The sequence below is a fragment of the Streptomyces sp. NBC_00353 genome, assembly GCF_036108815.1.
Taxonomy (GTDB): domain Bacteria; phylum Actinomycetota; class Actinomycetes; order Streptomycetales; family Streptomycetaceae; genus Streptomyces.
In genome coordinates this window covers 3167355-3189672 of the sequence record NZ_CP107985.1, presented here as the reverse complement: position 1 = coordinate 3189672, position 22318 = coordinate 3167355, and the positions used below count along the sequence as shown (strand labels likewise).

17 protein-coding genes and 1 pseudogene are annotated in these 22318 nt (G+C 69.5%); 12 read left to right on the top strand and 6 right to left on the bottom strand.

Translation table 11 applies throughout. From position 1 onward, the window contains the following. Positions 1-115 precede the first annotated feature (115 nt). The 7 genes from OHA88_RS14530 to OHA88_RS14500 all read left to right on the top strand — a co-directional run bounded on the left by OHA88_RS14530 (position 116) and on the right by OHA88_RS14500 (position 7863). A complete protein-coding gene (locus tag OHA88_RS14530) occupies positions 116-3070 on the top strand; it encodes a Na+/H+ antiporter subunit A (RefSeq protein ID WP_328625832.1) in 2955 nt (984 codons plus the stop codon). Next, positions 3067-3678 carry a Na(+)/H(+) antiporter subunit C gene (locus OHA88_RS14525; protein WP_328625831.1) on the top strand — a complete coding sequence of 204 codons (612 nt, stop codon included), beginning with the start codon at positions 3067-3069 and terminating at the stop codon, positions 3676-3678. Before OHA88_RS14530 ends, OHA88_RS14525 begins: the two co-directional genes overlap by 4 nt. Beyond that, positions 3675-5333, top strand: coding sequence for a Na+/H+ antiporter subunit D (locus OHA88_RS14520; RefSeq protein ID WP_328625830.1), 1659 nt, complete (start codon positions 3675-3677; stop codon positions 5331-5333). The genes OHA88_RS14525 and OHA88_RS14520 overlap by 4 nt, the downstream gene beginning before the upstream one ends. Further along, positions 5330-5977 carry a Na+/H+ antiporter subunit E gene (locus OHA88_RS14515; protein WP_328625829.1) on the top strand — a complete coding sequence of 216 codons (648 nt, stop codon included), beginning with the start codon at positions 5330-5332 and terminating at the stop codon, positions 5975-5977. Before OHA88_RS14520 ends, OHA88_RS14515 begins: the two co-directional genes overlap by 4 nt. Next, complete coding sequence (locus OHA88_RS14510; RefSeq protein ID WP_326817951.1) at positions 5974-6303, top strand: monovalent cation/H+ antiporter complex subunit F; 330 nt, start codon at positions 5974-5976, stop codon at positions 6301-6303. Before OHA88_RS14515 ends, OHA88_RS14510 begins: the two co-directional genes overlap by 4 nt. Next, positions 6300-6653, top strand: a complete 354-nt coding sequence (gene mnhG / locus OHA88_RS14505; protein WP_267000753.1) for a monovalent cation/H(+) antiporter subunit G — start codon at positions 6300-6302, stop codon at positions 6651-6653. Before OHA88_RS14510 ends, mnhG begins: the two co-directional genes overlap by 4 nt. Before the next feature lie 73 nt (positions 6654-6726). Then, positions 6727-7863 (top strand): PP2C family protein-serine/threonine phosphatase, encoded by a 1137-nt coding sequence (locus OHA88_RS14500; protein ID WP_328625828.1) that lies wholly within the window; start codon positions 6727-6729, stop codon positions 7861-7863. On the opposite strand, the gene OHA88_RS14495 is transcribed toward OHA88_RS14500, so the two are convergent. Together OHA88_RS14495 and OHA88_RS14490 are read right to left on the bottom strand one after the other, a co-directional pair. After that, a complete protein-coding gene (locus tag OHA88_RS14495; protein ID WP_328625827.1) occupies positions 7838-9118 on the bottom strand; it encodes a DUF6056 family protein in 1281 nt (426 codons plus the stop codon). The genes OHA88_RS14500 and OHA88_RS14495 overlap by 26 nt on opposite strands. A 610-nt stretch (positions 9119-9728) precedes the next feature. Next, positions 9729-10142 carry an organic hydroperoxide resistance protein gene (locus OHA88_RS14490; protein WP_267000747.1) on the bottom strand — a complete coding sequence of 138 codons (414 nt, stop codon included), beginning with the start codon at positions 10140-10142 and terminating at the stop codon, positions 9729-9731. Positions 10143-10257: 115 nt separating this feature from the next. On the opposite strand from OHA88_RS14490, the gene OHA88_RS14485 reads away from it, so the two are divergent. Then, positions 10258-10773, top strand: coding sequence for a MarR family winged helix-turn-helix transcriptional regulator (locus OHA88_RS14485; protein ID WP_328625826.1), 516 nt, complete (start codon positions 10258-10260; stop codon positions 10771-10773). A gap of 132 nt (positions 10774-10905) precedes the next feature. Here OHA88_RS14485 and OHA88_RS14480 read toward each other — a convergent pair. Next, positions 10906-11187 (bottom strand): annotated as a pseudogene (locus tag OHA88_RS14480) (5-methyltetrahydropteroyltriglutamate--homocysteine S-methyltransferase); the annotation flags it as partial. A 385-nt stretch (positions 11188-11572) separates the two neighbouring features. Here OHA88_RS14480 and OHA88_RS14475 point away from each other — a divergent pair. Next, positions 11573-12979: a short-chain fatty acyl-CoA regulator family protein gene (locus tag OHA88_RS14475; RefSeq protein WP_328625825.1), complete on the top strand. Its 1407-nt coding sequence runs from the start codon at positions 11573-11575 to the stop codon at positions 12977-12979. 208 nt (positions 12980-13187) lie between these two features. Here the strand turns inward: OHA88_RS14475 and OHA88_RS14470 are convergent, their stop codons facing one another. After that, positions 13188-14717 carry a helix-turn-helix domain-containing protein gene (locus OHA88_RS14470; protein WP_267000741.1) on the bottom strand — a complete coding sequence of 510 codons (1530 nt, stop codon included), beginning with the start codon at positions 14715-14717 and terminating at the stop codon, positions 13188-13190. A 593-nt stretch (positions 14718-15310) separates the two neighbouring features. Between OHA88_RS14470 and OHA88_RS14465 the strand changes: the two genes are divergently transcribed. Together OHA88_RS14465 and acnA are read left to right on the top strand one after the other, a co-directional pair. Further along, positions 15311-16132 carry a COG4705 family protein gene (locus OHA88_RS14465; protein WP_328625824.1) on the top strand — a complete coding sequence of 274 codons (822 nt, stop codon included), beginning with the start codon at positions 15311-15313 and terminating at the stop codon, positions 16130-16132. Positions 16133-16561: 429 nt separating this feature from the next. Further along, a complete protein-coding gene (gene acnA / locus OHA88_RS14460; RefSeq protein ID WP_328625823.1) occupies positions 16562-19291 on the top strand; it encodes an aconitate hydratase AcnA in 2730 nt (909 codons plus the stop codon). 87 nt (positions 19292-19378) lie between these two features. Here acnA and OHA88_RS14455 read toward each other — a convergent pair whose 3' ends face one another. Then, the gene (locus OHA88_RS14455; protein ID WP_328625822.1) at positions 19379-19555 is read right to left on the bottom strand and encodes a hypothetical protein; all 177 of its coding nucleotides are present in this window, start codon (positions 19553-19555) and stop codon (positions 19379-19381) included. Between the two features lie 154 nt (positions 19556-19709). Next, positions 19710-20879 carry a xylose isomerase gene (gene xylA, locus OHA88_RS14450; protein ID WP_328625821.1) on the bottom strand — a complete coding sequence of 390 codons (1170 nt, stop codon included), beginning with the start codon at positions 20877-20879 and terminating at the stop codon, positions 19710-19712. 453 nt (positions 20880-21332) lie between these two features. On the opposite strand from xylA, the gene hemC reads away from it, so the two are divergent. Further along, entirely contained in the window at positions 21333-22268 is a 936-nt protein-coding gene (gene hemC, locus OHA88_RS14445; RefSeq protein WP_328625820.1) for a hydroxymethylbilane synthase, read from the top strand. Positions 22269-22318: the final 50 nt, after the last annotated feature.

Below are 22318 nucleotides of genomic sequence, written 5' to 3'. Positions count from 1 at the left end.
GTACGGGTGATAGCAGGCGGGGGATATATCTCTATTCAGTGCCCTATGCCCGTGATGCTTCACCCAGGCCCCGGACGCTCGCCGCGGGCAGGCGCGGGACGCCCACCGGGGCCGTATGACAGCGCTCATCGTCTGCCACTTCGTCCTCGCCGCGTGCGCGGCCCCGCTGGTGCGGCGCCTCGGCAGCCGCGCGTTCGTCGTGCTCGCGCTGCCGCCCACGGCCGCCACCGTGTGGGCGGCCACGCAGTGGAACACCGCGGCGTCCGGCGGATCCGTGACCTGGTCGTGGCGGTGGATGCCGGCGTACGACGTCTTCTTCGAACTGCGCCTCGACGCGCTCGCCGAACTCATGGTGCTGCTCGCCGCCGGAATCGGCGCGCTCGTCCTGCTGTACTGCGCCTCGTACTTCTCCGACGACGCCCCCCGGCTGGCCGGCTTCGCAGGGAACCTGCTGGCCTTCGCGGGCGCCATGCTCGGCCTCGTCCTCGCCGACGACCTGATCACGCTCTATCTGTTCTGGGAACTGACCACGGTCTTCTCCTACCTGCTGATCGGATACAGCAGCGAGCAGAAGCACAGCCGCCGCTCCGCGCTCCAGGCGCTCACCGTGACCACGCTCGGCGGCCTCGCGATGCTCGTCGGCTTCCTGATCCTCGGTCAGGCGGCGGGAACGTACCGGATCTCCGCGATCGTCGCCGACCCGCCGGCCACGAGCCTCGCCATCTCGGTGGCCGTGGTGCTGATCCTGTGCGGAGCGCTCTCGAAGTCGGCGATCTGGCCGTTCAGCCTCTGGCTCCCGAACGCCATGGCCGCCCCCACCCCCGTCAGCGCCTATCTGCACGCCGCGGCCATGGTCAAGGCCGGTGTCTACCTGGTGGCCCGCCTCGCGCCCGGTTTCGCCGACGTCCCCGTCTGGCGGCCCGTCGTCCTGGTCCTCGGCGGAGCGACCATGCTGCTCGGCGGCTGGCGGGCGCTGCGGCTGAACGACCTCAAGCTCGTCCTCGCCTACGGCACCGTCAGCCAGCTCGGCTTCCTCACCCTGCTCGCCGGTATCGGCAACCGCGACGCCGCTCTCGCCGCCGCGGTCATGATCCTGAGTCATGCCCTGTTCAAGGCGCCGCTGTTCCTCGTCACCGGCATCGTCGACCATGCGGCGGGCACCCGCGATCTGCGCAGACTCTCCGGCGTCGGCCGGGCGCTGCCGTACGTCTGCGCGGTCGCCGTGCTGGCCGCCGCGTCCATGGCCGCACTGCCCCCGCTGCTCGGATTCGTCGCGAAGGAGGCCGCGTTCGACGCGCTGCTGCACGGCGACGCCGCGGACCGCTGGGCGCTCGCCGTCACCGTGGCGGGCTCGACGCTGACCGTCGCGTACGCCGTACGGTTCGTCTGGGGCGCGTTCGCCCGTAAGCCCGGGGTCGAGGACACCCCGGTGCACCGGGTCGGCTGGGCGTTCCTCGCCCCGCCCGCCCTGCTGGCGCTCTGCGGCCTGGTGCTCGGACCGGGCATCGGCCGGGTCCACCGGCTGCTCAGCGCGTACGCCGACGAGTTCCCCGTACCCGCGCATCCGTATCACCTCGCGCCCTGGCACGGATTCGGCACCGCCCTGCTGCTGTCGGCCGTCGCCACGGTCGGCGGTGCGGTGCTCTTCGCCGGGCGCACCAGCGTGACCCGGCTCTCCCGGCGGATCGCCTGGCCGACCGCCGACCGGGTCTTCGGCCGTCTGCTGCTCGGCCTGGAGCGGACCTCGCTGGAGATCACCGGATTCGTCCAGCGCGGCTCGCTCTCCGGCTACCTCGCCACCACCCTGCTCGTCATGCTCGCCGGACAGCTCGCCGTGCTCGGGGTGGACCGGCCGTGGCACGGGGCGTCGGCGCCGCGGCTCTGGGACGTTCCGCTGCAGGGCGCCGTGGCGGCCCTGACCTGCGCGGCCGCGCTTCTCTGTCTCACCGTCAGCCGCCGGATGAAGGCGGTGGTCCTGGCGGGACTGACGGGGTACGGGACCGCGCTGCTCTTCGTCGTCCAGGGAGGCCCCGATCTGGCGCTCACCCAGTTCTGCGTCGAGACGGTGTCCATGGTCGTGTTCGTGCTGGTGCTGCGGCGGATGCCGGTGCACTTCCAGGAGTCGGTCAGTACGTGGCGGCGCGCGGTACGCATTCCCGTGGCGCTGGCCGCGGCCGCCACCTTGAGCGTGGTGGTGTGGGTCGCGGCGGCCGCACGTACCGCCGACCCCGCCGGGGCCGCCATGGTCGAGGAGACCGCGCACCACGGGCTCAAGGACGTCGTCGCCACCATCCTGGTCGACCTGCGGGCCTGGGACACGATGGGGGAGTCCGCCGTGCTCGCCGCCGCCGCGATCGGCGTGACCAGCCTGATCTATCTGCACCGCCGCGCGGACGGATCCGGGCTGCGCGAGGAGGTCCCCGGACGTACGGCCTGGTCGCTGACGGAGCGCGGACTGACCGGGCTGCCGCACGGCGACGAAGGCGCGCCCGAGCGGAGCTGGCTCGCGGCCGGCGCCACGCTCGCCCCCGAACACCGGTCGGTCGTCTTCGAGGTCGTGGCCCGGCTGCTGTTCCACCCGATCCTCGTGCTCTCCGTCTATCTGCTGTTCTGCGCCGAGAACATGCCGGGCGGCGGGTTCGTCGCCGGGCTCGTCGCCGGTGTCGGGCTGATCACCCGCTATCTGGCGGGCGGCCGCTTCGAACTCGCCGAAGCCGCACCGCTGCAGCCGGGGCTCTTCACCGGCCTCGGGCTGTTCCTCTCCACCGGGGTGGCGCTGCTCGGCCTTGCCGAGGGAACCGTGCTGCACGCCTGGACGTATCACGGCCGGCTGCCCGTGTTCGGCTCGTACCACCTGGGCACGCCGGTCCTCTTCGACTTCGGCGTGTACCTGCTGGTGCTGGGCGTGGTGCTGGACATCGTGCGCGCACTCGGAGCCAAGATCGACCGCCAGATCGAGCGGGCCGCGGCGGAGAAAGCCGCAGCGGAGAGTGCAGCGGCGGAGAAGGCGGCACCCCGGGGGGAAGCGGGACCGGGAGCCACGCCCGAGGCCGGAGGTGCCCCCGGATGACGGTCAGCGCCTCGCTTCTGGCCACGGCCGCCGTACTGTGTGCCGTCGGCGGCATCCTCATGCTCACCCGCCCCCTCACCCGCATCCTGCTCGGCGCGGTGATCGCGGGCAACGGCATCAACCTGCTCGTCCTGTCCGCCACCGGATCGGCGGGCAGGGCGCCCCTCCTGTACGGCGTCCCGCTGTGGCAGGTGACCGACCCGCTGCCGCAGGCCATCGCCCTGACCGCGATCGTCATCACGCTCGCCACCACGGCGTTCCTCCTCGCCATGGCGTACCGCAGCCACCAGTTGACCGGCACCGACGAGGTCCACGACGATCTGGAGGACCGGCGTATCGCGCTGCGCGCCGAGGTGCTGGGGGAGCGGGACGAACTGCGCGAGCAGTACCGGTCCGCGTCCGAACGCACGGCGGAGGAACGCACCCGGTACCGGGAGGAACGCAAACGCCTCCGGGCCCGGCTCCGCGCCGACCGCGCCCTCCAGGCCCGCGGCCGGGACGCCTCCGGAGACCTCTGGCACGACGTGCTGGGCGCCGACCCGCAGGACTACGCCGAAGCCCGTACCGAAGGCCTTGCCGCAGACGCGAACCGAGGAGACACCGGGTGAACGCACTCGTCCCGCTGCCGGTGCTACTGCCGCTCTGCGCCACCGGCCTGAGCCTCGCCTTCGGCACCCGGCTCAAACAGTTCCAGCGCATCATCAGCGTCGCCGTGCTCACCGCCGTACTCGCGCTCTCCGTCGCCCTGATGATTGCCGCCGACTCCCGCGGCCCCCTGACCGTCCACCTCGGCGACTTCGCCCCGCCGATCGGAATCACCCTGGTCGCCGACCGGCTGTCCGGGCTGATGCTGACCGTCTCCTCGGCCGTCACCCTCTGCGTGCTGGTCTACTCCCTCGGCCAGGGCATGGCCGACCGCGACGAAGAGACACCCGTGGCGGTCTTCCACCCCGCCTATCTGATCCTGGTCGGCGGGGTCTCCTGCACCTTCCTCGCCGGTGACCTCGTCAACCTCTACGTCGGTTTCGAGATCATGCTGGTGGCGAGCTTCGTGCTGCTCACCCTCGGCGGCACCGGCCCCCGGGTCCGGGCCGGCTCGACATACGTGATCATCTCGCTCTTCTCGTCGATGCTGTTCCTCACCGCGATCGCCATGACATACGCGGCCACCGGCACCGCCAACCTGGCCCAGCTGGCCCAGCGACTGGGCGAACTCCCGCTCGGTGTACAGACCCTGATCCAGGCCATGCTGCTGACCGTGTTCGCCATCAAGGCCGCCGTGTTCCCGCTCGCCGCCTGGCTCCCCGACTCGTACCCCACCGCACCCGCCCCCGTCACCGCCGTCTTCGCGGGCCTGCTCACCAAGGTCGGCGTCTACTGCATGCTCCGTACGGAGACACTGCTCTTCCCCGGCAACCGGCTCGGCGACCTGCTGATGGCGGCCGCGCTCGCCTCGATGATGATCGGCATCCTCGGAGCCGTCGCCCAGACCGACCTGAAGCGGCTGCTCTCCTTCATCCTCATCAGCCACATCGGCTACATGGTCTTCGGTATCGGCCTCGCCTCCCGCGAGGCGTACGGCGGCGCGATCGTCTACGTCGCCCACCACATCACCGTCCAGACGACGCTGTTCCTCGTCGCCGGACTGATCGAGCGCCGCACCGGCACCACCGAACTCACCCGGATCGGCGGACTGGCCAGAGCCGCCCCGGTGCTCGCCGCCCTCTTCTTCGTGCCCGCCATGAACCTTGCCGGGATCCCGCCGCTGTCCGGCTTCATCGGCAAGCTCGGTCTCATGCGGGCCGGTGTCGCCGACGGCGGCGTCTGGGCCTGGATCCTGGTCGCCGGCTCGGTGGCGACCAGCCTGCTGACGCTGTACGTGATGGCCAAGGTCTGGAACCTGGCGTTCTGGCGGGCCGCACCACCCGGCCAGGCCGCGGACGGCACCCTCCTGGAGTCCGACGACGAGAACGACAGCGACGAGGACGCCGACGAGGGCCCGGACCGCATTCCCGGCACCGGCGACGAACCGATCCTGCACCGGCACCAGCCCGCCGGGCTCGCGGTCGCGGCCACCCTCCACGGCCATGCCGTCACCACCACGACGAAGCTGCCGACGCTCATGACCGCCGCCACCGCGGCAGCCGTCGCCCTCGGACTCTCCTTCACCGTGCTCGCCGGACCCCTGACGTCGTACACCGACCGCACGGCCGCCGAACTTCTCGCACGCTCCCCCTACATCGAGGCGGTGCTCGGCCGGTGAAACGCTGGATCACCCTGTCCTACCGGAACGCGGAACTGCCGCCCTTCAGCTGCGAATTCGCCGGCCGTCGACGGCGCGTCCTCGACCTTCCGCTGATCGCCTGGCTCACCGTCATCTGGGTGCTGCTCTGGTCCAGTCTGAGCTGGGCCAATGTGGTGACCGGCGTCGTCGTCGCGGTGGCGGTCTGTCTCGCCTTCCCGCTGCCCCGCGTCGATCTCGGGCTCCGGCTCCACCCGTGGGGCATCGTGCTGCTCGCCGGCTATCTGCTCTACGACATGTACACCTCGGGCGTGAAGGTCACCCGGCAGATCTTCGCCGACCATCCGCACCGGGCCGCCGTCATCGCCGTACCGCTGCGCTGCCGCTCCGACCTGATGCTCGCGGCGACCGCCGTCGCCGTGTCGAACGTGCCCGGGGGATCCGTCGTCGAGGTACGCCGCGCCACGGCCACCGTCTTCGTCCACGTCCTCGACGCGGACCGGCCCGCCGTGCTCGACGCGGCCAGGCAATCCGTCTGGCGAATGGAACGGCTGACGGTACGGGCCTTTGGTACCCGCGACGAGATCGCCCGCGTGGCCGAACCGCCACCGCCACTGCCTCCGCCGACGCCACCACGGACGGACGGGCCGGGGGCGGGCTCATGAGTGCACCGGAGACCGTCGACCAGGTTCTGCTGACCGCCGCCGTCGTGGTGATCATTATCGCCGGAGCGGCTCTGCTCGCCCGCATCTGGCGCGGCCCCTCGATGCTGGACCGGGCGATCTCGCTGGATGTGTGCGCCGCCCTCATCATCGCGGGCCTCGGCGCCAAGTCCGCCGTCGCACGAGACCCGTTCTATTTCCCGATCATGCTGGTGCTGGCCTTTCTCGGGTTCACCGGCTCGGTGGGCATCGCCCGCTTCATCGCCGTACGCGACCGGCCGAGGAAAGTCGTACGCGACCGGCCGAGGACCGAGGAGAAACCGGAGTGAACGTCTGGCTCCAGATCGCCGACACGACCGGTGCGGTACTGGTCTTCATCGGCGCGGCCATCTGCCTGCTCGGGGTGATCGGCATGCTGCGGCTGCCGGACGTCCTGTCGCGCAGCCACGCCGCGACGAAGCCGCAGAGCCTCGGCCTGCTGCTGGTCCTCGCCGGAGTCGCGCTGCGGCTGCGCAGCGGCATGGACCTCGCCACGCTCGCGCTGATCGGGTTCTTCCAGCTGATGACCGGACCGGTCGCCGCCCACCTGGTCGCGCGATCGGCGTACCGGACCGGTCAGATCGACCACGGCGAGCTGCTTTTCGACGAACTGGACGCCCAGCTGACCGAAGAACGCTGACGCGGGAGAGTCGACAGAAGCGGCCGGACCCATCGACGAGGCGGGCCGGACATCACAGGTGTAAGCAGGAGATATGCGCGTCCGGCACAGGGCCACCCGTTTCACCACTCCGTGGCGCCCGACCCACGGACTGCTCATCGTGCCGCTCGCGATCATCGCGACGACCGCACTGATCGACATCAACACCCCGGAGACCGTCCACCTCGGTCCGTTCCTCATCGCGGCGCCCGCGCTCACCGCCGCGTTCGCCGGCCCCGGACTGACGGCGGCCCTCGGAGCGCTGGCCGTCGTGGCCCAGATCGTCATCGCCGCGCTGCACGGCGGCATCTCCACACCGAACCACGAGGCGCAGATCGCCGCCGTCCTCGTGATCTCCGTGTTCCTCGTGGTGTTCCGCCGGTTGCTCGACCGGTACGAGCAACAACTGGGCCGGGTGCGCTCGGTGGCGATCGTCGCGCAGCAGGGCCTGCTCCGCCCGCTGCCCCGCCGGATCGGACCGCTCACCATGGCGTCCGTGTACATCGCGGCCGAGGCGGGGGCCCAGATCGGCGGGGACCTGTACGCGGTGGTACCCGCCCCGGGCGTGACCCGCATGGTGGTCGGCGACGTCCGAGGCAGCGGTCTCCCGGCTTTCGGGCACGCCGCGGTGGTGCTGGGGGCGTTCCGCGGGTCGGCGTACCGGAATCTTTCGCTGCCCGGCGTCGTGTCACACATCGCCAACGCCTCGTACTGGAACATGGCGCAGCTCGCCGAGGCCGAACCGGACTGCAACGAGTCGTTCGTGACCGCGCTGGTGCTCGACGTCCGCGACGACGACCACAGCGTTCAGCTGGTGAACTGCGGGCATCCCCCTCCGATGCTGCTGCGCGCCGGGCACGTACGGACACTGGAGGTCAGTGAGCCCGCGCTCCCGCTGGGGCTCGGCGCCCCCTCGGAGAGCGAGTACCAGGTCGAGACATTCGACTTCGCACCCGGCGACCTCCTGTTCCTCTACACCGACGGAGTCATCGAGGCACGCGACCGCAGGGGCACCTTCTACCCGCTCACCGACCGGCTCGCCGCCTGGACGGGGACCTGCCCCGAGTCCCTCGTACGCCACCTGCACGACGACCTGTTGCGCCACGTCGGCGGGCGCCTGGGCGACGACGCCGTCATGATCGCGGTGACGAAGGCGTCCGGCGACGTCAGGGGAGCCGCAGCGAGTAGGTGATCCGCTCCAGGCGGTAGTAGTCGGCGACACAGGTGGCCGGCCAGACCCTCCGCCCGTGCTTGCGGAACGGTTCCACCATTCCGGCGACCGACACGGGCGTGTACGGGAGGACCCGGTCACCGGCCGCCGCACGCGCCCGCAGCCACTGGTCCTGGTGGTCCCACTTCACAGCCCGGACGCGCATGTCCGCTTCGAGCCGCCACAGTGGGACGGCAAGTGAGAGGCACACGGCGACGCACACCGCAGCACCGGCCGCCCGCACCGCACCGGTGTGCCGTGTCCGCTGCCCCAGGGCAAGTCCCAGCAGCGCACCGGCACCGACGAGCACCGCGACGTACAGCAGGAGGTAGTCGTTCCAGATCCGCGTAGAGGTTGTCACGCTCTCCCTGAAGACGGGATACGCGACGACCGTGCAGAGGTACCCGGAGAGGAGAAACGCGAGAACAGCCACGCAGGCCAGCAGCCGCCGGCGCACCGGCAGGACCACGCGCCGCCCGCCCGGCCCCCTGATCAGGAGCCCCAGCAGGACCCCGGCCGCGACCGCGCCCAGATAGGCCCACGTCGTGAGGATCGTCCCCAGAATGTGCCCGAAGCCGCGCAGGGACCCGAGGAGCGAGTCGGGCGCGAGGAAGGACACCCCGTCCGTGCCGAATCGCCCCCGCCGGATCCGGGCACCCGGCGACGTGTAGAGCACGAGCGTCCCGATCCCGGTCCCCGCCATGCCTGTCAGGCACCAGCCCCGGACGTAGCCACGGCGTTGCCCGGCGAGGAGCAGCAGAACGGCCGACAGGACGACGAGCACGACGACGGACGTCTCCTCCGAGAGCGTCCCGATGCAGAGACCGGCCACGAATACCGCGACCAGCGCACAGCGCCGCCCCCGGCGGGACCGGGCCCGGAGCAGCGGTACGGCTGCGGCACAGGCGAGCACCGGCGCCATGGTGTGCGAGACGGACGCGGCGGGCCAGTAGAACGTCTTGTACGTATTGGGCGTCGCGAACAGAAAGACGGCCGTCACCATCGACGCCACGAGCAACGGGACTCCACGCGGCGCCGTGAGACCGGCCCTGCGCAGTGCCGATACGGTCACCGCCCACAGGATCCCCAGCATGACGCCCCCGCTGACCAGCCCGAACCACTGGTGCCCCGCGACACCGAACCTCGCGTACGCCCAGACCAGTACGGCATTCGCGATCCGGCCGTTGTCCCCGAGATAGAACTTGCCGACCATCCCGGAGAAGCCTTCGTCGCGCACGACGGGCAGAAAACACCATTCGTCGCCCCCGGGCCGGACCCACCTCCCGAACCACGCGGCCACACCGAGGAGCCCGAGCGGCAGAAGACAGAGCGCTGCCGGCCAGCGACCGGCCCGTGGCCGTACGGCTTCCGCGCTCTCCGCCCCACCGGCGACCGGCTGCTCTCTTTCGCGCGACTGCAGCCCGGTCGGAGCCGGACCGGCGGCCGTCATCGCGATTCCCCTGCCGTGATCATTACCGCCATCTGATACGGCGAGGCCGGCTGCCCGGGCCCCGTACACGCCATTCGGGCCCAGCTCCATGCGAATGGCGGACGCCCATGCGCACCGGTCCCCGGCAAGTGGCCGCGGTCATGCAAGGCAGCCGGCCCCGCACCATCGCCCCGGAGGAACTGCCCGGGATGATCGCTCGCCACCTGAAGGTCCACCATGCCCACGGCACGGGCACGCAGTCACCGACGACGCCACAGTGATCGGCGACGGCACGAGGGCAATGGGCGGCCGGGCACCCTGGCTCCGCTCACACGGTGAGCGGGGTGGAGTCGGCGCGGTCCGGAGCCGGCCCGGGTCGGCCTCGCCCGGACGCCGGCCCGTCGCCGCCCGGAGGCCGCTACTCGATGACGAGCTCGACCGGGATGTTGCCGCGGGTCGCGTTGGAGTAGGGGCAGACCTGGTGGGCCTGCTCGACCAGCTTGCGGCCGGTGGCCTCGTCGACCGTTGCGGGCAGCTCCACGCGCAGCGTGACCGCGAGGCCGAAACCCTCACCCTGCTTGCCGATGCCGACCTCGCCGGTCACGGCGGCGTCGCTGACGTCGATCTTGGCCTGACGGCCGACGAGTCCCAGGGCGCTGGCGAAGCAGGCGGCGTAACCTGCGGCGAACAGCTGCTCGGGGTTGGTGCCCTGGCCGCTGCCGCCCATCTCCACCGGGATGGCCAGCTGCAGATCCAGCTTGCCGTCAGGGGTGACGGCGCGGCCCTCGCGGCCGTGGGTGGCAGTGGCGACGGCGGTGTAGAGCGCTTCCATGGAAACCATCCCTCTCGAAATTCATGTTCCGGCGGCGCTGTCCGCCGCTCAACGCAAGGAAAGCACACAACTCAGTTGTGCACAACTCAATGGCATGCGGGGCTATGCTGGATCCATGACCTCCACGCCCAGTCCGAGCCGCGAAGCCCCGTCCGAGGCCGACTACCTCCGCCTCGACCAGCAGATCTGCTTTTCCCTGAACGCCGCGTCACGTGCCTTCGGCAGCGTGTACCGCGTGCTACTCAAGGACCTCGGGCTCACCTATCCCCAGTACCTGGTGATGCTGGCGCTCTGGGAGTACGGCGAGCTGCCGGTGAAGAAGCTGGGAGAGTATCTGCGGCTCGACTCCGGCACGCTGTCGCCGCTGCTGAAGCGCCTGGAGGCGGCGGGCCTGGTACGGCGCGAGCGCAGCGCCCAGGACGAGCGCTCGGTGCACATCCACCTCACGGACGAGGGCACGGTACTGCGCGAGCGGGCGCTGGCCGTGCCGCGCCGGATCGCCGCGGCGACCGGCTTCGACCTTGACGAGATCACCGATCTGCAGGGCCGCCTCAACCGACTCACGGCAGCGCTGAACGCGGCGGCACTGGACGAGAACCTGAGCCGCGCCGACGGGGAGTTCGAGAAGTAGCACCCATGCCGGCCATGTGACACAGCTGCGCGGAGGCGCCCAGGACCAGTGCCTCGGCGATCATGGGTGGCGTGCGGGAAGGGGCCGAGAGGGACGCGCTTCCACCACACCCTCTCGGCCCTTGACTCACCGTCAGGACTGCGGAAGTTCCGAGCGGACCGTGCGGGCGGCGGAGACCAGGTTCTGCAGCGAGGCACGGGTCTCCGGCCGGCCGCGGGTCTTCGGACCGCAGTCGGGGTTGACTCACAGGCGCCCGGCCGGGATTGCTTCAAGTCCCTCCCGAAGGAGGGCGACCGCCTGCTCGGCGCTGGGCACGCGCGGGGAGTGGATGTCGTAGACGCCGGGCGCGGCCTCGCGCGGGTAGCCGTGTGCGGCCAGTTCGCGCGCGACCTGCATGTGGGAGCGGGCGGCCTTGTCTCCCGTAGGTTCGTGAACTATGCGAATGTTTGGCACTTGGTGCCGAACTGGTGGAAGGATGCGGCCTGTCGGCTCCGTGGTGGGCATCGGAAGCAATGTTGCCGAGTCGGACGGAAGGGTCGGGATCTCCGACGTCAGGGCGTGAATCGCACCCAGATTCCGCTCCGTCCGCCGGAGTCCGATGGGCCGCATGGCAACTCTGATGCTGGCACTGAGTGCCTTCTATGCGAGACGTGCGCCAAGTTCTGCGAGTCTTTCCTCACTTGTTTGCCATGATTGCGAAGGTCCGCAGAACCGGGTCTCCGCGTAGGGTGTACGAGTGTGACGGGGCGGGTGTGCCCGCAGTCGGCCCACCAGGTGGGAGTGCGGAGGGAGAAGCGCCGTGAGCAAGACGTACGCGGGCGCGCGACTGCGGCGCCTGCGGGAGGAACGGCGCATGAGCCAGGCCGAACTGGCCCGTGTGCTGGGTATCTCGCCCAGTTACCTGAACCAGATGGAGCACGACTCCCGTCCGCTGACGGTCCCCGTGTTGCTCAGACTCACCGAGGCCTTTGGCGTCGACCCGGGCTTCTTCTCCGAACGTGACACAAGCAGACTCGTGGCCGACCTGCGCGAGGCGCTGGCCGGTGAGGTGGCCGAGGCGCGCGTCTCACCGACCGATCTCGCGGAACTGGCTTCCCGGATGCCGGCTGTTGCGAAGGTGCTGCTCGACTTGAGCCGCCGTGGGCAGGTCCTCGCCGAACGGATCGCCGGAGAGACCGACAATCGCGACGGCCGGCTCCCGGCTCCGCGCTCACCGCACGAAGAGATCCGGGAGTTCTTCTACCGGCGCCAGAACTACCTGCACGACACGGATCTCGCCGCCGAGGAACTGGCCCACAGCATCGGCATCCATCCGGGAGACGTCGTCAGGGTGCTCGCGCAAAGGCTCACCGAGAAGCACGGCGTCCGGCCGACGACGCGGGCGGCCGAGCGCCTGCACCACTACGACAACGCCTCACGCACCCTGCACCTGTCGAGTCGCCTCCGGCCGGGCCAGCGGGCGTTCCGCATGGCGACACAGCTCGCCCTGCTCGAATACGGCAAGGAAATCGACCGGCTGGCAGCCGAGGACTTCCCGCCAGGGTCCCCGACGCACGCCTTGGCCCGCATCGGCGTCGCCAACTACTTCGCAGCAGCCCTGATCCTTCCGTACGGCGTCTTCCACACCGCTGCCGAGGAGGCGCGCTACGACATCGAGCGCCTCACCGCCCGCTTCGGGCTCGGCTACGAGACCGTCTGCCACCGGCTGAGCACCCTCCAGCGCCCGAGGCTGCGGGGGGTGCCGTTCTCGTTCGTCCGCGTCGACCGGGCGGGGAACATGTCGAAACGTCAGTCGGCCACCGGCTTCCACTTCTCCAGGGCCGGCGGCACATGCCCCCTTTGGAACGTCTACGAGGCATTCGCGGCACCTGGCCGCATCCACGTTCAGATCGCCGCCATGCCCGACGGGCAGCGGTACCTGTGGACCGCGCGAGCGATCACGCGGCACCGCGGCGGCTGGGGCGAACCCGGCAAGACCTTCGCCATCGGCCTGGGCTGCGAGATCCGTCACGCCTCGCGTCTGGTCTACTCCGACGGGCTCGACCTCGACAGTGCCTCCGCCGCCACCCCGATCGGAATGGGCTGCCGCATCTGCGAACGCCTCGACTGCCCCCAGCGCGCGGTACCACCGCTGGGCCGCCCGCTCACGATCGACGAGAACAGCAGCACGTTCGTCCCTTATCCGGTGGCCGACAGCACGGGGTGAACCGCCTAGCTGCGGGCGGGCGGGTGGCCGGTCGGAACCACTCCGAGCCCGCTGGACGGCCACGGGGACTTCGTGTTGCCGGCGTCCGGCCGAGGGCGTTCGATTCCGGCGTAAGGCCCAGAGAAGTCGCACGGTTTCCGACGTACCCCCTCCGAACCGACATTTGTGCAGTTCGGAGGGGGTGTTGGGGCGCGGTGACAGCCCTTCGTCAGATGTCCCGGAAGATCTCGATCTGTGCGCCCACCGAGTTGAGGCGCTCCGCCAGTTCCTCGTAACCGCGGTTGATCACGTACACGTTGCGCAGTACGGAGGTGCCCTCGGCCGCCATCATCGCGAGCAGCACCACCACGGCGGGTCGCAGCGCCGGCGGGCAGATCATCTCGGCCGCGCGCCAGCGGGTCGGGCCCTCCACCAGGACCCGGTGCGGGTCGAGCAGCTGGAGCCGGCCGCCCAGTCGGTTGAGGTCCGTCAGATAGATCGCGCGGTTGTCGTAGACCCAGTCGTGTATGAGGGTCTTGCCGTGCGCGGAGGCGGCGATGGCCGCGAAGAACGGCACGTTGTCGATGTTGAGACCGGGGAACGGCATCGGGTGGATCTTGTCGATCGGGGCCTCCAGCTTGGAGGGCCGGACCGTCAGATCGACCAGCCGGGTGCGGCCGTTGTCCGCCGCGTACTCCGTCGTGCGGTCGCAGTCGACGCCCATCTCCTCGAGCACCGCGAGCTCGATCTCCAGGAACTCGATCGGCACCCGGCGGATCGTCAGCTCGGACTCCGTCACCACGGCGGCGGCGAGCAGACTCATCGCCTCGACCGGGTCCTCGGAGGGGGAGTAGTCGACATCCACGTCTATGTTCGCCACGCCGTGCACGGTCAGCGTCGTCGTACCGATGCCGTCGATGCGTATGCCCAGCGCCTCCAGGAAGAAGCACAGGTCCTGGACCATGTAGTTGGACGACGCGTTACGGATGACGGTCGTGCCGTTGTGGCGGGCGGCCGCCAGCAGCGCGTTCTCCGTCACCGTGTCGCCGCGCTCGGTCAGCACGATGGGGCGGTCGGGGGTGATCGAGTGGTCGATCTGGGCGTGGTAGAGGCCCTCGGTCGCGGCGATCTCCAGGCCGAACCGGCGCAGCGCGATCATGTGCGGCTCGATGGTCCGGGTGCCGAGGTCGCAGCCGCCCGCGTACGGCAGTTTGAACTGGTCCATGCGGTGCAGCAGCGGGCCGAGGAACATGATGATGGACCGGGTGCGGCGGGCCGCGTCCGCGTCGATGGCGGCCATGTCGAGCTGGGCCGGCGGGACTATCTCCAGGTCGGTCCCGTCGTTGATCCAGCGGGTCCGCACACCTATGGAGTTCAGAACTTCGAGGAGGCGATAGACCTCCTCGATCCGGGCGACGCGGCGCAGGACCGTACGCCCCTTGTTGAGCAGCGAGCCGCAGAGCAGCGCCACGCACGCGTTCTTGCTGGTCTTGACGTCGATCGAGCCGGAGAGGCGGCGCCCGCCGACCACCCGCAGGTGCATCGGTCCGGCATAGCCGAGCGACACGATCTCACTGTCGAGTGCTTCACCGATACGGGCAATCATCTCAAGGCTGATGTTCTGATTGCCCCGCTCGATGCGGTTGACGGCGCTCTGGCTGGTGCCGAGCGCTTCGGCAAGTTGGCTCTGTGTCCAGCCCCGGTGCTGACGGGCGTCACGTATGAGCTTGCCGATGCGTGCGAGGTAGTCGTCTGACATGGCGCCAGGTTATCTCAGATATGAGATGAGGACCCGGCGGGGCTGTGGTGTTCGGGTGACGGATGGGGCGACACGGCGTCGGGCGTGGGGCTGGTGCGGGGGCGGAGTGATACGGGCCGCGGGGTGCGGTGACGTGGCGGAGGCGCCCGACACGGGTGCGCCGTCCCTCCCATCGTCCGCGCAGTGCGGCAGTCAGGCACGCCGTGCGCGTCCGTGCGGGGGTTCGGCGCGCGGGGTCTCCTCGAGCGGCGGAGCCTCCGCATGTCGCGCTGCCATCGCGCTGCCACGTACACGCGCGGGTCGGCGCTCGTGACCGAAAGCGAAGACCGCTACCGCGTCGTCGAATTCACCGAAAGCGGCGCGCCTCGCTTTTCGTGTACGGAGAAGCGAGAAACACCCGTGAACACGCAACGCCACCGCCGTAAAGGGATGTCTCGTGTCCGCAACACTGTGATGTCCGGTCGTCCGACCCGTGCAACGGGCAAGGTGCTCACTCCGGGAGGGCGGGACGCCGATCAGCCGACGAGGAGTGATTGAAATTGGGAAAGTCGGAATTGCTTACCGGTGCGAACGCCACCATCAGTAAAAATGTGATGAAGAAACTACCGGAGGTGACTCTGGCCTTCTGGATCATGAAGATCGCCGCGACGACGCTCGGCGAGACGGCCGGTGACCTGTTCGCCCAGACCCTGGGGCTCGGCTATTTCCTCACCACGGTCGCACTGTTCCTGATCTTCGTCATCACGCTGGTCGTACAGCTGAGGTCCACGCGCTACAACCCCTTTTTCTACTGGACCGTCATCCTGTCCACCAGCATGGCGGGCACCACGATGTCCGACTTCATGAACCGTGACGCCAGCGCCAAGTACCTTTCCGGCGGTTCCAAGTCGCTGGGCTGGGGGCCGCAGGGCCTGGGGTTGGGATACCCCACGGGAGCTGCGATCCTGGTCTCGCTTTTGATCGCCATCTTCGTCGTCTGGAAGTTCACCGGGCTGACGTTCGCCATCCGCGACATCGTCACTTTTCGTGCGGAGGCTCTTTTCTGGTCGGCGATCCTCGTGTCGAACACGCTCGGCACGTCCATGGGCGATTTCCTGTCCGACAGCTCGGGACTCGGCTATGCGGGTGGCGCACTTCTCGTCACCGGGCTGCTCGCGGGGCTCCTCGCACTCATGTGGGTGCCCTCCGTGCCGAACGTCCTGCTGTTCTGGATCGCGTTCGTACTCACTCGCCCCCTCGGCGCCACCGTCGGCGACTTCCTCACCAAGCCTGCCGCCAAGGGGGGCCTCGACCTCGGTACGGCGGGCTCGTCGGTCGCGCTCCTCACGCTTCTCATCGGCCTCGTGAGCTATGCCCAGGTGCGGGAGCGGAGGGGTGCCCTGCCGCGCAACGAGGTCCTGGCCGAGAATTCCTGAGTGCCGTCCGGGACGAGTGGGTGCGACTGCTTGTCGGTCCGCCCGTGTCGCCGCCGACCATCGCCGACGATCTCCACGCGCACACGGTCGGTGCTGGGCGGTCGGTGGCCTTGGAGGGAGGTTCCGGACCTCGCTCCGGCCATCGCCATATGAAGGCCGAACGGCCGGGCCTGCCGGGGAGGCGCCTCGATCGCATGAGATGGACGGTGCCGCACGGGCAGCCGGGCATGACCCTTCAGCGGTGATGTACTAGGGTTATCTCGACATCGAGATATCTGCCGAAGGCGCACCGCAGCTGCCGAACGGTAAGGGTTACCTAACTAAGCCTTACCTTAGCGGATGGTCGAGAAGCCGTAGGCGGCACCACGCGGCGCCCGCCGTAATGAGGCGCGGCGCGGTGGTACGCGCACATTGATGAAGGAGACTGTCGTGTCGGCGAACAGCTTCGACGCCCGCAGCACGCTGCGCGTGGGCGACGAGTCGTACGAGATCTTCAGGCTGGACAAGGTCGAGGGCTCCGCGCGCCTCCCTTACAGCCTGAAGGTGCTGCTGGAGAACCTGCTCCGCACCGAGGACGGCGCGAACATCACCGCCGACCACATCCGGGCAGTGGGCGGCTGGGACTCCCAGGCCCAGCCCAGCCAGGAGATCCAGTTCACGCCGGCCCGCGTGATCATGCAGGACTTCACCGGCGTTCCGTGTGTCGTGGACCTCGCCACCATGCGTGAGGCCGTGAAGGAGCTCGGCGGCGACCCGGCGAAGATCAACCCCCTCGCGCCGGCCGAGCTGGTCATCGACCACTCCGTCATCGCGGACAAGTTCGGCACCAACGACGCGTTCGCGCAGAACGTCGAGCTGGAGTACGGCCGCAACAAGGAGCGCTACCAGTTCCTGCGCTGGGGCCAGACCGCCTTCGACGAGTTCAAGGTCGTCCCCCCGGGCACCGGCATCGTCCACCAGGTCAACATCGAGCACCTGGCCCGTACGGTCATGGTCCGTAACGGCCAGGCGTACCCCGACACCCTCGTCGGCACCGACTCGCACACCACCATGGTCAACGGCCTCGGCGTGCTGGGCTGGGGCGTCGGCGGCATCGAGGCCGAGGCCGCGATGCTCGGCCAGCCGGTCTCCATGCTCATCCCGCGTGTCGTCGGCTTCAAGCTGACCGGCGAGCTGAAGCCCGGCACCACCGCCACCGACCTCGTGCTGACCATCACGGAGATGCTCCGCAAGCACGGCGTCGTCGGCAAGTTCGTCGAGTTCTACGGTGAGGGCGTCTCCGCCACCTCCCTCGCGAACCGCGCCACCATCGGCAACATGTCGCCGGAGTTCGGCTCCACCGCCGCGATCTTCCCGATCGACGGCGAGACGCTGAAGTACCTGCGTCTGACGGGCCGTGACGAGCAGCAGGTCGCGCTCGTCGAGGCGTACGCCAAGGAGCAGGGCCTCTGGCTGGACCCGGCCGCCGAGCCGGACTTCTCCGAGAAGCTGGAGCTCGACCTCGCCACGGTCGTCCCCTCCATCGCCGGCCCGAAGCGTCCGCAGGACCGCATCGTCCTGGCCAACGCCAAGGAGCAGTTCGCGCAGGACGTCCGCAACTACGTCTCCGAGGACGAGGAGTCGGGCAAGGAGTCCTTCCCGGCCTCCGACGCCCCGGCCTCCGACGCCCCGGCCTCCGCCAACGGTGTGCCGTCGCGTCCGACCACGGTCACGGCCCCCGACGGGACGACGTACGAGATCGACCACGGCGCCGTCACCGTCGCCGCGATCACCTCCTGCACCAACACCTCGAACCCGTACGTCATGGTCGCCGCGGCGCTCGTGGCCAAGAAAGCGGTCGAGAAGGGCCTGACCCGCAAGCCGTGGGTCAAGACCACCCTCGCCCCGGGCTCCAAGGTCGTCACCGACTACTTCGACAAGGCGGGCCTGACCCCGTACCTCGACAAGGTCGGCTTCAACCTCGTCGGCTACGGCTGCACCACCTGCATCGGCAACTCCGGCCCGCTGCCGGAGGAGGTCTCCAAGGCGGTCAACGAGCACGACCTGGCCGTGACCTCGGTGCTCTCCGGCAACCGTAACTTCGAGGGCCGGATCAACCCCGACGTCAAGATGAACTACCTGGCGTCGCCGCCGCTGGTCGTCGCGTACGCCATCGCCGGTTCGATGAAGGTCGACATCACCAAGGACGCCCTGGGCATCGACCAGGACGGCCAGCCGGTCTACCTCGCGGACATCTGGCCCTCCGAGGCCGAGGTCAACGACGTCGTCGCCAACTCCATCGGCGAGGACATGTTCAACAAGTCCTACCAGGACGTCTTCGCGGGCGACGCCCAGTGGCAGGCGCTGTCGATCCCGACCGGCAACACCTTCGAGTGGGACCCGCAGTCCACCTACGTGCGGAAGCCCCCGTACTTCGAGGGCATGACGATGGAGACGACCCCGGTCGCCGACATCACCGGCGCGCGCGTGCTCGCCAAGCTGGGCGACTCGGTCACCACCGACCACATCTCCCCGGCCGGTGCGATCAAGGCCGACACCCCGGCCGGCACGTACCTGACGGAGCACGGCGTCGAGCGCCGCGACTTCAACTCGTACGGCTCGCGCCGCGGCAACCACGAGGTCATGATTCGCGGCACCTTCGCGAACATCCGGCTGCGCAACCAGATCGCCCCGGGCACCGAGGGTGGTTTCACCCGCGACTTCACCCAGGCCGACGCACCGGTGTCGTTCATCTACGACGCCTCGCAGAACTACCAGGCCGCCGGCACCCCGCTGGTCATCCTGGCGGGCAAGGAGTACGGCTCCGGCTCGTCCCGCGACTGGGCCGCCAAGGGCACCGCGCTCCTCGGCGTCAAGGCCGTCATCGCCGAGTCGTACGAGCGCATCCACCGCTCGAACCTCATCGGCATGGGCGTCCTCCCGCTCCAGTTCCCGGAGGGCGCGACCGCCGAGGCCCTCGGACTCACCGGCGAGGAGACCTTCTCCTTCACCGGCGTGACCGAGCTGAACAACGGCACGACGCCGCGCACGGTGAAGGTCTCCACCGACACCGGTGTGGAGTTCGACGCGGTCGTCCGCATCGACACCCCCGGTGAGGCGGACTACTACCGCAACGGCGGCATCATGCAGTACGTGCTCCGGAGCCTGATCCGCAAGTAGGCAGTCCGGTACGTCGCGAAGGGCCGCACCCCCGCCGGGGGTGCGGCCCTTCGGCGTGCCAGGGGTGACCGGTGGCTCGGGACGGGCTCAGGCGTTGGTGCGGATCGGGTCCAGCAGTGGTACGCAGACCGCGTCGTCCGCCGCACCAGCCGCATCAGCGGCGGAGGAGAAGACCGGCCGCACCCTGACCCCGATCGCTGTACTCCTCGCCGTGTTCGTCGTCCCCATGTCGATCTCCGGCACCGCCGTCGCGCTGCCTGACATCGGAAGACCAGCCCGGCCTCGAGTGCGTCGAGGCCGGGCTGCGCTGCGTCGGGACACAAAACGCGCCCGGGTGCGGATCCGACGGATCCGCACCCGGGCGCGGCAGGGCAGAGGCCAGGGCTCGCCCGCGGACGAACCATGGCCCCTGGAGGGGTCAGCGGACGCCGAGGAGGTGTTCCATGGCGAGCTGGTCGAGGGCTTCGAAGGCCATCGAGCGTTCGGCGGCGGCCGTGGCGTCGAACTCCTCGTATGCGGAGGTGTCGGCGAGGAGGCTCTTGAGGCCGTCCTCGGCGGTGGGCTGTGCGAGTTCGTGGAGGCGGGAGGCGGTCAGTGCTTCCTGCACGGCGGGGTCGGCGCGGAAGGCGAGGGCGCGCTCCTTGAGGATCAGGTAGTTGCGCATGCAGTTCTTCGCGGACTCCCAGACTCCGTCGATGCCGTCGGTGCGTACCGGCTTGAAGTCGAAGTGGCGCGGGCCGTTGTAGTCGGAGGTCTCGAGGAGGTCGACGAGCCAGAAGGCCTGGCGCAGGTCGCCGGCGCCGAAGCGGAGGTCCTGGTCGTACTTGATGCCGGACTGGCCGTTGAGGTCGATGTGGTAGAGCTTGCCGGCCCACAGGGCCTGGGCGATGCCGTGCGGGAAGTTCAGTCCGGCCATCTGCTCGTGGCCGACCTCGGGGTTGACGCCGTACATCTCGGGGCGCTCGAGGCGCTCGATGAACGCGAGGGCGTGGCCGACGGTGGGCAGCAGGATGTCGCCGCGCGGCTCGTTCGGCTTCGGCTCGATCGCGAACCGCAGGTCGTAGCCCTGCTCGACGACGTACTCGCCGAGCAGGTCGAAGGCCTCCTTCATCCGGTCCAGCGCCACCCGTACGTCCTTGGCGCCACCGGACTCGGCGCCCTCACGGCCGCCCCAGGCCACATACGTGGTGGCGCCGAGCTCGACGGCGAGGTCGATGTTGCGGATGACCTTGCGCAGCGCGTAGCGGCGCACGTCGCGGTCGTTGGAGGTGAAGCCGCCGTCCTTGAACACCGGGTGGGTGAACAGGTTCGTCGTCGCCATCGGGACCTTCAGACCGGTGCGGTCCAGGGCGTCCTTGAAGCGCGTGATGATCGCGGCCCGCTCGCTGTCCGTGGAGCCGAACGGGATCAGGTCGTCGTCGTGGAACGTCACGCCGTGCGCACCGAGCTCCGCCAGTCGCTCGACGGACTCGACCGGGTCGAGCGCGGGACGGGTGGCGTCACCGAAGGGGTCGTTGCCGCGCCAGCCGACGGTCCAGAGACCGAAGGTGAACTTGTCCGCGGAGGTGGGAGTGAAGCGGTCCGACATGAATCTGCCTCTTGTCGACGAGGGCCCGGACGGCTGCACCGCCGACCGACCGATTTGTTTACTGACAGTACTAATACTGCATAGCGGAGCTCGTCGCCAGCCCGTCTCCGTGACACATCAGTCACATAGGGGCAACGTGAGGGCTTCGGGCTGCTCCTGGAGGCACCCAAATGGGACGGATCGGCGAGCCGTTCCGCTTGTGTCTCGACAATTCCGCCAGATTTGTTTTGTGTACGATCAAAATCGAGACGCACGGCTGCGAGGCCTCCCGGTACCGCTGCTGGGCCCATGGATTTCACCGGCGGCCTCGGGTGGATGCGGAACGGTGCGTCAGGTGCGCCACCGAAGCGGATCGCACACCTGCCCGAGCGCTCCAACTGGCTTGACACCGCGATGACATGGGTACGCGCAGTGCGCCCGGGAACCTGCATCCGACGGTCTATCGTGGACGCCATGTCCGCCCCTGAACTGATCCGTATCGTGTCCCGCGACTCGCCCATGGCCCTCGCCCAGGTGGAGCGCGTCCGTGCCGAGCTGGCCGCCCTCCATCCCGGCACCGCCACCGAGGTCGTGGCCGTCAAGACCACCGGTGACAAGTGGATGGGTGATCTCGCCCAGGTCGAAGGGAAGGGCGCGTTCACCAAGGAGGTCGACGCCGCCCTCCTCTCGGGCCAGGCGGACTTCGCAGTGCACTGTGTCAAGGACATCCCGGCCGACCGGCCGCTGCCCGCCGGAACCACCTTCGCGGCCTTCCTCCGACGGGACGACATCCGCGACGCCCTCGTGCACCCCGGAGGTCTCACCCTCGACCGGCTCCCCGACGGAGCCAGGATCGGCACCTCCTCCGTACGGCGCAGTGCCCAGCTTGCCGCCTCCCACCCGCACCTCCAGTGCGTGCCGATGCGGGGCAACGCCAACCGCCGGCTCGACAAGCTCGCCGCGGGCGAAGCGGACGCGCTGCTTCTGGCCGTCTCCGGCCTGGAACGCATCGACCGCACGGATGTGATCACCGAAGTCCTGTCGGTCGAGGCGATGTGCCCACCGATCGGAGCCGGGATCCTCGCCCTCCAGTGCCGTGAGGGCGACACGGAGCTGATCGAAGCGATCAGCGGCCTCGGCCACCCCGCCACCCACCGCGAGGCCACCGCCGAGCGCATGTTCCTGCACGTGCTGCAGGGCCACTGCAACAGCCCCATCGCCGGATACGCCCGCACCGAGGGCGCCGGTGAACTGTCGCTACGGGCGAAGGTCTTCACGCCCGACGGGAAGGTGATCCTCAACGCCCACGAGTGGGCAGGCCGCCTGGACCCGGCCACGCTCGGCACGTCTGTCGCGGTCGCCCTCCTGCGCCAGGGAGCCCGCGAACTCATCGACGGAATCCCGCACTGAATCAGTCCGGCGCACCAGCCGGTGCCCCTGAGCGCCGGCCCGCCCTGGCC

Bases quoted from the DNA above. Each gene is read 5' to 3' on its own strand.
- OHA88_RS14530 (WP_328625832.1), top strand. From the start codon at position 116: ATGACAGCGCTCATCGTCTGCCACTTCGTCCTCGCCGCGTGCGCGGCC.
- OHA88_RS14525 (WP_328625831.1), top strand. From the start codon at position 3,067: ATGACGGTCAGCGCCTCGCTTCTGGCCACGGCCGCCGTACTGTGTGCC.
- OHA88_RS14510 (WP_326817951.1), top strand. From the start codon at position 5,974: ATGAGTGCACCGGAGACCGTCGACCAGGTTCTGCTGACCGCCGCCGTC.
- OHA88_RS14500 (WP_328625828.1), top strand. From the start codon at position 6,727: ATGCGCGTCCGGCACAGGGCCACCCGTTTCACCACTCCGTGGCGCCCG.
- OHA88_RS14490 (WP_267000747.1), bottom strand. From the start codon at position 10,142: ATGGAAGCGCTCTACACCGCCGTCGCCACTGCCACCCACGGCCGCGAG.
- OHA88_RS14485 (WP_328625826.1), top strand. From the start codon at position 10,258: ATGACCTCCACGCCCAGTCCGAGCCGCGAAGCCCCGTCCGAGGCCGAC.
- OHA88_RS14470 (WP_267000741.1), bottom strand. From the start codon at position 14,717: ATGTCAGACGACTACCTCGCACGCATCGGCAAGCTCATACGTGACGCC.
- OHA88_RS14465 (WP_328625824.1), top strand. From the start codon at position 15,311: ATGAAGAAACTACCGGAGGTGACTCTGGCCTTCTGGATCATGAAGATC.
- OHA88_RS14455 (WP_328625822.1), bottom strand. From the start codon at position 19,555: ATGTCAGGCAGCGCGACGGCGGTGCCGGAGATCGACATGGGGACGACG.
- xylA (WP_328625821.1), bottom strand. From the start codon at position 20,879: ATGTCGGACCGCTTCACTCCCACCTCCGCGGACAAGTTCACCTTCGGT.
- hemC (WP_328625820.1), top strand. From the start codon at position 21,333: ATGTCCGCCCCTGAACTGATCCGTATCGTGTCCCGCGACTCGCCCATG.